The following is a 12348-nucleotide window of genomic DNA, read 5'->3' as shown; positions in this document are numbered from 1 at the left end:
ATCAAGATGAGCACATACCTGCCCACGCTCAAGCAATTGCAGTACCTCGTGGCCTTGCACGAGCATGGGCATTTCGGGCGTGCGGCGGACTCGTGCTTCGTCTCGCAATCGACGCTGTCAGCCGGTCTGCGCGAGCTGGAATCGCTGCTGGGCGTCGTGCTGGTCGAACGCACTCGCCGCGTGGTCCGCTTCACGCCGCTGGGAAATCAGGTGGTGGCCAAGGCGCATCGTCTGCTGCGCGAGGCCGAGGAGCTTTCCGAACTGGTGCAGAGCCACGGCGCGCCCCTCGCCGGCGAGTTGCGCATGAGCGTGATCCCGACGATCGCGCCGTTCCTGCTGCCGCGCATACTGCCGCGCCTGCGCAAGGAGCGCCCGCAGCTCAAGCTGTTCCTGCGCGAGGAGCCGAGCGCCGCGGCAATCGAATCGCTCCACCATGGCCGGGCTGACTGCGTGCTGCTGGCCCTCCCCTACGCCACTGGCGAAGTCGAAACCGAAGTCCTGTTCAAGGACGAATTGCTGGTCGCCTTCCCCAAGGACGATCCGCGCGATCCGCCTGCAACGATCACCGCAGACCTGATCGACGAGAACCGCCTGCTCCTGCTCGAAGACGGCCACTGCCTAAAAGAGCACGCACTGGCCGCCTGCAACCGCCCCGAAATGCGCGCCAGTGCCACGATGATCGGCACATCGCTCCACACGCTGGTGCAGATGGTCGACAACGGGCTTGGCCTCACCATGCTGCCACAGATGGCGATCGATGCGGGCATCCTGCACGATACCCAGATCGTCGCCCGCCCGCTGAAGGCCGACCACGCTTGGCGCGACATTGCGTTGGTCTGGCGCCGCAACAGCCCCCGCGCCGAGGAGTTCCACATGCTGGCGCAGGAACTCCGGGCGGGTTGAGCGCTCTAAATTCCCGCTAGCACGAGACCCGCCAACGCGCAGACACCAAGCGTCGTGATGATGCCCAGGCGCAGACGAAAGATCATCACCGCGCTTCCAAGCGCGATGACCAGCACTCTCCAGTCAAGGGAAGCTAGGTCGGGCAGATCCAGCATGATGGCCCCCAAGCTAGTCGGCGTAAGACGCGCGAACAGGACGTGCAGGGCAAACCACAGCGTCAGGTTCGCTATCACGCCCACCACGGCCGCCGTGATAGCCGCCAATCCACCCTTCAGACGCGGCGCATTCTCCAGCCGGTCCAACCAAGGGCTGAACGCGAATATCCACATGAAGCAAGGCACGAAGGTCACCCAAGTCGTCAGGATTGCGCCCAGGAGTCCGGCAAGGTAGGGGCCGAACGGCTCTGGCGCGCGAAACGCGGCAAGGTAGCCCACGAACTGCGTAACCATGATCAGCGGCCCGGGCGTCGTTTCGGCAAGGCCCAGTCCATCGGCCATTTCACCGGGCCGCAGCCAGCCGAACCCGTCGACCGCCTGCTGCGCCATGTAGGCAAGCACGGCATAGGCCCCGCCGAAGGTCACGACTGCCAGCTGGGAAAAGAACACGCCGATCTTCCACAGCACGTGGTCGGCGCCCAGAGTTGTCAGCACCAAGGCCAAGGGCAATGCCCAGATCATCGCGCCAACGGCAATGGCGCGCATTGTGGCACCCCAGGGGCGCGGCCCGCTGGTGTCAACCGGCGCGCTGGACTTGACCCCGAGCATGTCGGGTCGCCGCGCTGCGATCACCATGCCGAGTGCCCCTGCTCCGAGAACGACCGCAGGGAACGGTACGGCAAATACCGCCAGCCCGATGAAGGCCGCGAGCGCTATGATCTTCTTGGCCGGCGTGCCAAGCGCCCGCCCGGCAATCCGCAGGAGCGCCTGCACGACAATCGCCAGAACGGCCGCCTTGATGCCGAGAAACAGTGCGGAAAACCAGCCAAGACCTGCCGCGGCCGCATAGAGCATCGACAGGGCGAGAATCACCGCGGCCCCCGGCAGGACGAAGAGCAGCCCCATGGCCAGCCCACCGCGATTGCCGTGCAGCTTCCAGCCGATCCACGTCGCCAGCTGCTGCGCTTCCGGGCCAGGCAGAAGATGGCAGAAATTCAGCGCGTGCAGGAACTGGTCCTCGCTGACCCAGCGGCGTTCGTCCACCAGTTCGCGATGCATCAGGGCGATCTGTCCGGCCGGACCGCCGAAACTGAGGCAGCCGATCCGCGCGCCCACGCGAACCAGCTCGGAGAAATCGGGTTTATTCAGCAAATCTGTACGTTCACTCATGATCAGCCCAACTACCTGCGGCCCGCAAAGCGGGCCGTGCAGGCAACGCTTGGGCTTCTGCCATGGCAGAACGCCTGACCGGGAGGTTGCATCGCCCCGGACATCCAGTAGCGCTCATTTAACTGCCGCTATCCAAAACCGCAAGCGCGCTCAATCCATGTGCTTGAGGCCGACGCGCAAGTAGTCCCAGCCCGTGACCACGGTCAGCACCGCTGCGCCCCACAGCGTGGTGAGGCCAACGGTATGCGGGACGTTCACCGTCAAACCTCCAGCTGTCACCAGCCAATCGGGCAGGGCCTGACCGAGGATCAACGCGCCGAGCGAGATCATCTGGAAAGTCGTCTTCCATTTGGCGAGGCGGCTGACCGGCACGGAGACACGCAGGCCCCCGAGAAACTCCCGCAAACCAGACACCGCGATCTCCCGCAGCAGAATCACCAATCCGGCGATCACGTGCATGTCGCCAACGTACGGTCCGCGCAGCACGCCCTGCGCTGTCAGCACCAGGATAACGGCAGCGACCATGATCTTGTCGGCTATCGGATCCAGGAAGACGCCCAGCTTGCTGACGGTCCCTTGGGCGCGAGCGAGATAGCCGTCGAAATAATCGGTGATCCCCATCAGGCAATAGACGCCAAAGGCGAGCCCATAGCCAAGGCGCCACTCCGGCCACCAAAGCAGCGCTGCCAGCAAGGGCACCGTAACGATCCGTGACAGGGTGAGCAGATTGGGCAACGTCAGCATGGAAAAGGCATAGCCTGCATTCGCGCCAAACGGAATCGCAACATTCACCGCTTAAGACAGCCGCCGCAAAACCTCTTGCCCGCAATCCTCACCGGGCTAAGGGTGCGCTCAAGAAGAGATGTCGGCAAAGGGTTCATGACAACATCGACGCATCTGGTGCGCACGCGCCGTTTCCTGCCGCTGTTCGTCACCCAGCTGCTGGGGGCCTTCAACGACAATCTCTACAAGAACGCGATGGTCCTGTACGTGGTGTACAGCGTCTACAATTCGGAAGCTGCCGAAGCGCGCTTCTCCGCCATCGCTTCGGGCCTGTTCATCCTGCCCTTCTTCCTGCTCTCAGCCTTGGCAGGCCAGTTGGCCGACATGCGTGACAAGGCAAAGATCATCCGCGTCGTGAAAGCGTGTGAGATCGCGATCATGCTTGTCGGTGGGACGGGCCTTGTCCTGGCCTGGCTGGGGCTTGAAGTCGAACAGGTGGCGATTCCGCTGATGCTTGCCGCCCTGCTGGCAATGGGCGTGCATTCCACGTTCTTCGGCCCGATCAAGTACGCCATCCTGCCGCAGCATCTCCATGACGGCGAGGTTCTGGCAGGCACCGGGCTCGTCGAGGCAGGCACCTATATCGCCATCCTCGCCGGCACGATCCTGGCAGGCTGGATTCCGGTGGAAGTGGCGGCAGGTGGCGTAGTCGTGACGGCGCTCATCGGCTACTTCTCCGGTCGACAGGTCCCCCCTGCCCCGCCGATGATCGAGGCACAGAAGATCGATTTCAACGTCTTCACGTCATCGTGGAGACTGATCCGCAACACGACGCGGCACCGACAGGTGTTCATGGCGATCGTGGCGATCAGCTTCTTCTGGACCGTCGGCACCGTGCTGTTCATCCAGTTTCCGCCCCTTGCCAAGAACGTGCTTTCTGCCAGCAAGGAGGTGGCAAGCCTCTTTCTGGTGATGTTCTCGATCGGCATTGCCATCGGTTCGATGTCGATCAACGCGCTGCTCAAGGGGACCGTCTCGGCGCGTTATTCGCCCGCGTCGGTGATCGTGATGGGCCTGTTCATCGCCGCGTTCCATCAGGTTTGCGATTACTGGCCCGCACATCCCGGCATGCCATTGATGGACGTTGCCACCTTCATCGCTCAGCCCCTCGCCATCCCCCTGCTGCTTTGCCTGCTCGGCATCGCAGTGGCAGGCGGCATGTTCGTCGTGCCGCTCTACGCATTCCTGACGACCGTGGTCGACAAGTCCGAGACAGCCCGCACGATCGCTGCCAATAACATCGTTAATTCAGGAGCCATGGTGGTGGGGTCGCTGCTCGCGGTTGGCCTCAGCGCAGCAGGGGTCGCCATTGTCGACCAGTTGCTGCTCGGCGCAGCGATGTGCGTGGTCTCGGCCTGGCTCGGCTATCTGCTGTACCGCGCGGAGAAGGCTGCCAAGGCAGTCTGATCAGGCGATAAACACCATGATTGCCAGGAAGCAGGCGCAATAGGCGATCAGGAAATCGCGGATATCCTGCATGGATATGCGCCGCAGGTTGACTGGTTCAGACCGTATGTCTGCCTCGCGCAGCAGAGCCTCTGCCCGCTTCATCGCCGCCAGCACTTCCGGCTCATGGCGCGGCAACTCGCGCAACGCGTGCCGCGGCAACTGGGCGCGGAACGGGTGGCGTGCGGTGCCATAGGCGGTGCTGGGCGACATGGTCATGACCTGATCTTAACGCTTTTTTCACCCTTCGGTATCCCGGCATTCTGCGCTTTTTGCAGTCGTGCCTGTTCGGGACAGTCTGGCGCACACAGAAAGAGGCCGCCCCATCCGGGACGGCCTCCGGTGACCGGCCTGCCGGTCAAAAACTGGTCCTGAATTGAATCAGACGTCGTCGCCGAGTGCGCCCTTGACCTTCCCGGCCGCCTGTTGCGCTTCACCCTTGCGCTCCTGCGCCACGCCTTCACCATGGAGGCTGGCATTGTCGGTTGCCTTGCCCGCTGCCTGCTTGGTGTTGCCAATGGCTTCGTTGGCAAGGCCCTTGGCGCGATCGGTCAGCTCACCCATCTTTGATCTCCTTGAATTTACGGCGAAGTTGCATCGCCTTCACGAAGATCAATACGCACTGAATCCGCCGCGGTTCCGGCTTAGAGCACTCCTGCCATGCGCAGGATAAGGTTCCATTCGACTGGTCGCACGGCACCCACGGAAAGGCGCGAAAGCCGGATCAGATCCATCTCCTGAAGTTCCGGCGTGGCCTTTATCTGCTTCAGGGTCACTGTCTGCGGCAGCTTCTCGACCGGCTTAACCTTCACCGCCGCCCACTTGCCTTCTGGATCGGTAGGATCAGTCAGACCGCCCTCGCTGATCACGATCACGCCAACCACCTCGACACCGATGTTGGAATGATAGAAAAACGCCAGGTCACCTGCCTGCATCGTGCGAAGGTTGCGCGCGGCGAGGTGGTTGCGCACGCCGTCCCACGTCCCCTCGCCCTCGGCAACAAGATCATCCCAGCCGTAGACGTCCGGTTCGGACTTCATCAGCCACAGGTTGCGGCCAGTCGTGTCGGTTATGTTGATTTTGGTCATGAAACCCCACGCGAATCCCGTTACAGGCGGTTTCCATAGCGACAATTTTCCGAACTGGAACACCATGCCCCTGCAAACCCTGCCGGTGATCTCGCTGAACAGCGAGCCCGCAACGCTTTCCCGTGACCTTGGCGAATCCTTCCAGAGCTTCGGCTTTGCCATGGTGCGTGACCACGGTATCGATGCCGACCTGATCGCACGCGCCTGGGCGCTCACTGCCGAATTCTTTGCCCTGCCCGAGGATGAAAAGCGCAGCTACCACATCGATGGACTCGGCGGCGCACGCGGCTACACACCGTTCGGCACCGAGATCGCCAAGGGCGCCAAGCGCCATGACCTCAAGGAATTCTGGCACGTCGGCCGTGATCTGCCAGCAGACCATCCGCTTGCCGCGATGTCGATGTTTCCCAACGTCTGGCCGACCCGCCCCGCAGGCTTCCACGAGACTTTCGAAGCGCTCTATGCGGAGTTCGACCGCGTCGGCGCGCGCATCCTGTCGCGCATTGCGGTGTGGCTGGGGCTTGACGAGCACTGGTTCGACCCGGCGATCGAGGATGGCAACTCGGTCATGCGCCTGCTGCACTATCCCCCCCTGCCCGCCGATGCCGAACCGGGCGCAATTCGCGCTGGTGCGCACGAGGACATAAACCTGATCACGCTGCTGCTGGGCGCAGAGGAAGCAGGCCTTGAACTGCTGACGAAGCAGGGCGAATGGATTGGCGTCTCGCCACCTGAAGGCGCGCTGGTGGTCAACATCGGCGACATGCTGCAGCGCCTGACAAACCACGTCCTGCCCTCGACGACGCATCGCGTGCGAAATCCCGAAGGCGAGCGCGCCCGCCACAGCCGCTATTCGATGCCTTTCTTCCTGCACCTGCGCAGCGACTTCCCCTTCAAGACGCTGGACCAGTGCATCACCCCGGAAAACCCCGACCGCTACCCGGTTTCGATCACGGCCGATGATTACCTGCAGGAACGACTGCGCGAGATCGGGCTGAAGAAGTAACCTCGGAATTCCGTGCCCTCGCCCGACCGGGGACGCGGCATTGCAGATTCAGCCCGCCGGCCGCTCCACCGGGACGACGTTGTACTTGCGCACCTCATCCTGGCTCAGGCAGTAGCGCGTCGAAGGGTTCTCCTTCGTCGCCACGGCCTGCTGCTTGTACATCACCTCGGTCAGCAGCTTTCGGCTGATGCCCATGCGGATCAGGAAATCGTTGTCCTCGCTTGCCAACAAGGCGCTGGCCTGTTCGATCTCGCCGATCAACCGAGTGGTCTCCTCGGTGCCTTCATCGACCGATATCTCGATCACATCCCGGTCGCCGGTGTGGGTGAACATGTGGACCATGAACATCCCACCGGGCTCCACAAACCGGCGATCGCCACCCATGAACACGAAATTGCAGGCCGAAAAGCAGGTCCATCCCGCAGGAATGCGGGTGACCATGCCGGGATAGGACCGAATCACCTTCCCCGCGCGATTGCCGGCAGCGGCATCTCCCCCTCGGGATTTCAGCCAGACCTCCTCGATCCGCTCGTCGGCGTCGATCGCTGCTTTCAGGCGTTCAGGCAAACGCGAATCGATGATGCCGTCGGCAATCAGCACACGCTTGCCGCCCTTGTCGACAGGGGTCAGCGTCATGGCCTGGGCAAGGCCCCATTCCGGTTTCTCAGGGCATGTCGGGTTCCTGGGGTCCATCGCGACCGGCTTTGTTGCCCCTGTGGCCAGCAGCAGGGCCAGAAACGGGAAAGCCAGCCGCATCAGGCCGCCAGCGAATAGCGTGCGGAACCCGGAGCGCGGCACATGCGCTTGTTGGCAGTCGTCTCCTCACCGTTGACGATGATGACGTCGGTCACGGTTATGCACTGGCGGCCGACTGCTCCGTTCGATGCCAGCTCATCATTGCGCGCGGTGATCGTCGAAGTGCCCGACACATTCTCGCGGGTGTTCGACGTCCACGACGAGGTGCTGCCAACCTCTTCGCCCCGCGTCGCTTCAACCGTGGCTTCGGCTGCCTGCTTCTGCTCCTCGGGATCGAGACGGCAGGCAATCGCGTTTGTCAGCGTGTCGGCGAACTCGGCCGAAGGGAAGTAGCTGCCGACACCTGCGGAACTTGCGGCCCGCCCCACGCCCTGTCCGATCAGCCCGCCAAGAATCGAAGACCCGGCACTCTTGCTCTTTCCCTTGGGGCAGCCGTCCGCGCTTTTTTGCGAGGACGACGAACTGCGCGGAATAGACGGAATGCTGAAGCCGCCAAACTGCGCCGAGGCCTGGCCACCGACCAGGGCCATGGCTGCGAGAGTCGCCGCAATACGGCAGGAAATGGCAAGAGGCTTTGGCGCGCGGCGCATGACAGGTCTTTCCGGCAATGTGACTTGTGCGGCCCTTTAGGTGACCGGAGGCTAGCAAGGCTGTGATCTTCGTCAATCGCGGCGCGACAGGCTGATCACATCACCCACCTCAGATGCTACGCGCACCAACGCAAAAGGCCGCCCGGAGGCGGCCTTTCAAGGAGGGGATGGTGGAGCCTAGCGGGATCGAACCGCTGACCTCCTGCATGCCATGCAGGCGCTCTCCCAGCTGAGCTAAGGCCCCATTTCCCATCAGGCTCGCCCTGGGAGGCGAACCGTTCCGGCGGTGTCTCTCGCCGGGAGCCGCGCCTCTAAGGGAGGTTGCCTTGGCTGGCAAGACGAAAAAATCGCCCCCGGAAATTTTTTGGAGCCGGTCCGAAAACCGGCCCCGAAACCATTACACTTCGTCGTCGTCGCCGTCGTGACCGGCAACGCCAAGATCATCGTCGCCGCCGAGATCGACGTCGTTGTCCGGCGAATCACCGTCCTCATCGATGTCGAGATCCTCGTCGGCCAGATCGACGTCAGGTGCGACATCAACCTTGTCCTTCTGGATCTCCTCGTACGGGATCGGCTGCTTCGATTTGAGCACCGGCTCGGCGGTCCAGGTGTACTTGCACTCGACGCAGGTGATCGGGTCGGCATTGCCCAGATCGTAGAAGCGAGTGCCGCACTTCGGACAGCTGTGCTTGGCGCCCCATTCCGGCTTGACCATGAAACTTCCTCAAGACTGGCCCGGCAGGACAAAACATCGCCGGGCGGAGAACTGCACGCTTGATGGGTCCGCTCGTGCGCGGAATCAAGAGAGCGCGCGCCTTGCCATAGCGGCGCGCTGCTGTCAAAAGCCGCGCGCTTTATCAGCCCTCCCCGCTTCGAAAGTAGAGATTCCGTGTCCTCTCACGATCCGGCGCAGATGCGCCCCCGCCGCTTCACTGCCAACGGACCGCTCAAGGGCCGGATACGCGTGCCCGGCGACAAGTCGATCAGCCACCGCTCGATCATGCTCGGCGCATTGGCCGTGGGCGAGACGCGAGTGACAGGGCTGCTCGAAGGCGAGGACGTGCTCTCGACCGCTGCTGCCATGCGCGCGATGGGTGCGACGATCGAGCGCGATGCCGATGGCATGTGGCACGTCCATGGCGTCGGCGTCGGCGGCCTGCTGCAGCCTCAGGCCGCGCTCGACATGGGCAATTCCGGCACCTCGACTCGCCTGCTCATGGGCCTTGTCGCCACGCATCCGATCACCGCGACATTCGTGGGCGACGCATCGCTGTCCAAGCGCCCGATGGGGCGCGTGATCGATCCGCTCTCGACCATGGGTGCGGAATTCACCGCGAGCCCCGGCGGCCGCCTGCCGCTCACGCTGCGCGGCATCTCGCCCGCAGTCCCGATCGAATACCGACTGCCCGTAGCCTCGGCGCAGGTGAAGAGCGCGATCCTTCTCGCAGGCCTCAACACCCCCGGCATCACCACGGTGATCGAGCCGATCCCCACGCGCGACCATTCCGAACGCATGCTGCGCGGCTTCGGCGCCGAGCTGACGGTCGACATCGCCGATGACGGCGCGCGCCTAATCAAGGTGCGGGGCGAGGCCGAGTTCAAGCCACAGGACATCGTCGTGCCGGGCGACCCCTCCTCAGCCGCGTTCTTCGTGGTCGCCGCGCTTCTGATCGAAGGCTCAGACCTCGTGGTCGAGAACGTCGGCCTCAACCCCACGCGCGCTGCGCTGTTCGATGTGCTGCGCCTGATGGGCGGCAGCATCCAGGAGCTTGACCGTCGCGATGTCGGCGGCGAGCCCGTGGCTGACCTGCGCGTGCGGCATTCGCTGCTCTCCGGCATCGACGTCGATCCCGCCGTGGTGCCCAGCATGGTCGACGAATTCCCGATCCTGTTCGTCGCCGCTGCGCTGGCCAAGGGCCGCACGGTAACGACCGGTCTCGAGGAACTGCGCGTCAAGGAGAGCGACCGCATCAGCGCCATGCGCGCCGCACTGGAACTGGCCGGTGCTACCGTTACCGAGACCGAGGATGGCCTGATCATAGATGGCACCGGCGGCGATCCGCTCCCCGGCACCGCCGAGGGCGCCAGCGTTGTCACCCACCTCGATCACCGCATTGCCATGTCGATGGCCATTGCCGGCATCGCCAGCAGGCGCGGCGTCGAGGTTGACGACACCCGCCCCATCGCCACCAGTTTCCCGGTCTTCGAAAGCCTGCTGGAGGGCGCGACGCGTTGACCAGTCACGATCTGGCCAACATCATCGGCTTCTGCGGCACCGCCTGCATTATCTTCGCCTACGGCTATGCCACCCGGCAGGACCGCCCCGACCCCTTCGTCCAGCACGGCGTCAACCTGCTCGGCGCGGTGCTGCTGACGATCTCGCTGCTGTTCAACATGAACCCCGCCTCGTTCGTGCTGGAGTTTTTCTGGGCGGCAATTGCGATATGGGGGCTGGTCAAGGCCTTCCGCAACCGGAGTTCCAACCCGTGATCATCGCTGTCGACGGCCCGACCGCTTCGGGCAAGGGCACCATCGCCAGGGCGCTGGCCGCACATTACGGGTTGCCTCACCTCGATACCGGCCTGCTCTATCGCGCCGTGGGCCGACAGGTATTTCTGAGCGAAGGCAACCCGGATGACGCGGGCGCCGCCCTTGCTGCCTGCGCCTTCCCGGGCCGCGTGTCAGTCCACCCTGCCGTTCGCGCCGCGCTGCTCGAACGCCAGCAAGCCTTTGCCAACCAGCCCGGCGGCGCGGTCCTCGACGGCCGCGACATCGCCACCGTCATCGCCCCCCACGCCAACGCCAAGCTCTTTGTCACCGCCAGCGTAAGCGCCCGCGCGATGCGCCGCTGGGTGGAAATGAAGCAGCTTGGCAAGAACGTGGAGCGCGCCGAGATCGAAGCCGACCTCGAAGCCCGCGACGAACGCGACCGCAACCGCGCCGAGGCTCCGCTTCGTCAGGCCGAAGGCGCGGCACTGCTCGATACATCAAATCTGACCAAGGAAATGGCAGTGGCGACAGCGATTGCGTTGGTGGAGAAGCAGGTGGCGGCTAAAGCTTAGGCCGCAGCGACCCGCGGCTTCAGATCAGCTTCGTCGACCACGGCGTGGAACACGCAGGTCTCGCCAACGCCTTTCAGCGACATCATCATCGGCGGGCCGAACGCGCCACGGTCATTGGCGCGCAGCCACGTGCTTTCCGAGATTGCAATGCCGTTCGTAGCCGCCATACCTTCAAGTCGCGCCGCGATGTTCACGGTGTCGCCCCAATAATCGTATGCCATTCGGGTCGCGCCGATCACACCGCCAACCACTGGCCCCGAGTGGATGCCAGCGCGCAAACCCACCTCGTCCACACCGGCAACGCGTTTCAGTTCCTCGACGCCCGAGAGCACTGCCCGCGCAAAGGCGATTGCCGCATCGGCGCTGTTCCCGCTCGGCACATTGCCCCCGGCAATGGCAAGGTAGGCGTCACCAACCGTCTTGACCTTCTCCACCCCGAACTCGCGCGCGCAGGCATCGGCATGGTTGAAGAAGCTATTGAGCAGTTCAACCAGATGTCCCGGTGAAACTCGCTTCGTCAGCTTCGAAAAGCCGACCATGTCGATGAAGATGACGCTGGCATCGGCATAGGAATCGGCAACCATCTGACCGGTGCGAATACGCTCAACCGCTGTTGGCGGCAGCATGTTGAGCACCAACTCCTCGTTCCGGGCACGCTCTGCGTCCAGCGAATCCGCCAGCATGAAGGCGGCGCGGCTCGTCCGTCCTACCGCCAGATTTATCGCCGCCATGACCAGAGCTCCACTCAAGTAGCTCAGCAAGGCATAGACCACCGCCGCATCGACAGTCTGTTCCGGAATGACTTGCCCCAACCAGCCAAGAAGATCGCATCCAAGCCATCCTAGAAAAAGGCGCGGACGGCCGGCCAAGGTCACTGCCGCAAATGCCGTGATCGCCAGCCTGTTGATGACGCCGACGGCGTGAAGGTTGGTATGGATGTGCAGCAGGTGGTCAAACAGAACGAAATTGATCCGCGCCACGATCAGCGAAATCACCAGCAGGGCGGTGAAATCGACCATCGGATGACGGACGTAGTCCTGCCAGAATGTGGCGCCGATATAGGCCCCGATGCACATCAGGCCGATGCCCAGCCAGAAGGCCAAACGCGCATTCTCGACCGGATCGAGATAGAGCGGATTGATGACGGAATAGGCCAGCATCACAGCCATGAACAGGACAGCGTAGAGCCGGACGAACGGCGTCCGCAAAGTACGCGCCGTCTCGTTGTAGCGGGCTTCGGTCGCCGCGTCATGGAACGTGCTGAACACCCCCGGCTGCTCCATCGCGGATCTCCTTGAAGATGCAGACTATCACGAGAAGTTTAACAGGTTCTGCGAACGGCCACACGATATCTTGAATACCCCATTTTCCTTGCTTTTCTCGGGCCAT

The 12348-nt window shown here is 63.3% G+C and carries 15 protein-coding genes and 1 tRNA gene; 6 read left to right on the top strand and 10 right to left on the bottom strand.

Annotation, left to right across the window (positions count from 1 at the left end):
• The first annotated feature begins 6 nt into the window (after nucleotides 1-6).
• The gene (locus AX703_RS23365) at nucleotides 7-903 is read left to right on the top strand and encodes a hydrogen peroxide-inducible genes activator (RefSeq protein ID WP_039334235.1); all 897 of its coding nucleotides are present in this window, start codon (nucleotides 7-9) and stop codon (nucleotides 901-903) included.
• A gap of 5 nt (nucleotides 904-908) precedes the next feature.
• Here the strand turns inward: AX703_RS23365 and chrA are convergent, their stop codons facing one another.
• Together chrA and pgsA are read right to left on the bottom strand one after the other, a co-directional pair.
• On the bottom strand, nucleotides 909-2228 hold the full coding sequence (gene chrA / locus AX703_RS23360; RefSeq protein WP_062347624.1) for a chromate efflux transporter: 1320 nt from the start codon (nucleotides 2226-2228) through the stop codon (nucleotides 909-911).
• A 150-nt stretch (nucleotides 2229-2378) separates the two neighbouring features.
• Nucleotides 2379-2972 carry a CDP-diacylglycerol--glycerol-3-phosphate 3-phosphatidyltransferase gene (pgsA, locus tag AX703_RS23355; protein ID WP_062347640.1) on the bottom strand — a complete coding sequence of 198 codons (594 nt, stop codon included), beginning with the start codon at nucleotides 2970-2972 and terminating at the stop codon, nucleotides 2379-2381.
• 135 nt (nucleotides 2973-3107) lie between these two features.
• Between pgsA and AX703_RS23350 the strand changes: the two genes are divergently transcribed.
• On the top strand, nucleotides 3108-4418 hold the full coding sequence (locus AX703_RS23350; protein ID WP_039334426.1) for an MFS transporter: 1311 nt from the start codon (nucleotides 3108-3110) through the stop codon (nucleotides 4416-4418).
• Here the strand turns inward: AX703_RS23350 and AX703_RS23345 are convergent, their stop codons facing one another.
• The 3 genes from AX703_RS23345 to AX703_RS23335 form a co-directional block, all read right to left on the bottom strand.
• Nucleotides 4419-4670, bottom strand: coding sequence for a hypothetical protein (locus tag AX703_RS23345; protein WP_231735672.1), 252 nt, complete (start codon nucleotides 4668-4670; stop codon nucleotides 4419-4421).
• A gap of 168 nt (nucleotides 4671-4838) precedes the next feature.
• Complete coding sequence (locus tag AX703_RS23340; protein WP_039334242.1) at nucleotides 4839-5021, bottom strand: CsbD family protein; 183 nt, start codon at nucleotides 5019-5021, stop codon at nucleotides 4839-4841.
• Nucleotides 5022-5101: 80 nt separating this feature from the next.
• A complete protein-coding gene (locus tag AX703_RS23335) occupies nucleotides 5102-5545 on the bottom strand; it encodes an EVE domain-containing protein (protein WP_039334244.1) in 444 nt (147 codons plus the stop codon).
• Between the two features lie 64 nt (nucleotides 5546-5609).
• Here AX703_RS23335 and AX703_RS23330 point away from each other — a divergent pair, with 64 nt between their 5' ends.
• Nucleotides 5610-6551, top strand: a complete 942-nt coding sequence (locus tag AX703_RS23330) for an isopenicillin N synthase family oxygenase (protein WP_062347622.1) — start codon at nucleotides 5610-5612, stop codon at nucleotides 6549-6551.
• A gap of 48 nt (nucleotides 6552-6599) precedes the next feature.
• Here AX703_RS23330 and AX703_RS23325 read toward each other — a convergent pair whose 3' ends face one another.
• The 4 genes from AX703_RS23325 to AX703_RS23310 form a co-directional block, all read right to left on the bottom strand.
• Nucleotides 6600-7307 (bottom strand): hypothetical protein, encoded by a 708-nt coding sequence (locus tag AX703_RS23325; RefSeq protein WP_062347620.1) that lies wholly within the window; start codon nucleotides 7305-7307, stop codon nucleotides 6600-6602.
• Nucleotides 7307-7837, bottom strand: coding sequence for a hypothetical protein (locus AX703_RS23320; RefSeq protein ID WP_231735671.1), 531 nt, complete (start codon nucleotides 7835-7837; stop codon nucleotides 7307-7309). The genes AX703_RS23325 and AX703_RS23320 overlap by 1 nt, the downstream gene beginning before the upstream one ends.
• A 228-nt stretch (nucleotides 7838-8065) precedes the next feature.
• A tRNA-Ala gene (locus tag AX703_RS23315) sits at nucleotides 8066-8141 on the bottom strand.
• 153 nt (nucleotides 8142-8294) lie between these two features.
• Nucleotides 8295-8612, bottom strand: a complete 318-nt coding sequence (locus AX703_RS23310) for a TIGR02300 family protein (RefSeq protein ID WP_039334252.1) — start codon at nucleotides 8610-8612, stop codon at nucleotides 8295-8297.
• 198 nt (nucleotides 8613-8810) lie between these two features.
• On the opposite strand from AX703_RS23310, the gene aroA reads away from it, so the two are divergent.
• Genes aroA through AX703_RS23295 form a run of 3 tightly spaced genes read left to right on the top strand, consistent with a single transcriptional unit; the run spans nucleotide 8811 to nucleotide 10959 of the window.
• Nucleotides 8811-10133 carry a 3-phosphoshikimate 1-carboxyvinyltransferase gene (gene aroA, locus AX703_RS23305; RefSeq protein ID WP_062347616.1) on the top strand — a complete coding sequence of 441 codons (1323 nt, stop codon included), beginning with the start codon at nucleotides 8811-8813 and terminating at the stop codon, nucleotides 10131-10133.
• On the top strand, nucleotides 10130-10387 hold the full coding sequence (locus tag AX703_RS23300) for a hypothetical protein (RefSeq protein ID WP_062347614.1): 258 nt from the start codon (nucleotides 10130-10132) through the stop codon (nucleotides 10385-10387). The genes aroA and AX703_RS23300 overlap by 4 nt, the downstream gene beginning before the upstream one ends.
• Entirely contained in the window at nucleotides 10384-10959 is a 576-nt protein-coding gene (locus tag AX703_RS23295; protein WP_062347613.1) for a d(CMP) kinase, read from the top strand. The genes AX703_RS23300 and AX703_RS23295 overlap by 4 nt, the downstream gene beginning before the upstream one ends.
• Here AX703_RS23295 and AX703_RS23290 read toward each other — a convergent pair.
• Complete coding sequence (locus AX703_RS23290; RefSeq protein WP_062347612.1) at nucleotides 10956-12242, bottom strand: adenylate/guanylate cyclase domain-containing protein; 1287 nt, start codon at nucleotides 12240-12242, stop codon at nucleotides 10956-10958. The genes AX703_RS23295 and AX703_RS23290 overlap by 4 nt on opposite strands.
• Nucleotides 12243-12348: the final 106 nt, after the last annotated feature.

The organism is Novosphingobium sp. CCH12-A3 (assembly GCF_001556015.1).
Classification (GTDB): domain Bacteria; phylum Pseudomonadota; class Alphaproteobacteria; order Sphingomonadales; family Sphingomonadaceae; genus Novosphingobium; species Novosphingobium subterraneum.
Note: the sequence above shows the minus strand (reverse complement) of the source record. Positions and strands in the feature narration are given on the sequence as shown.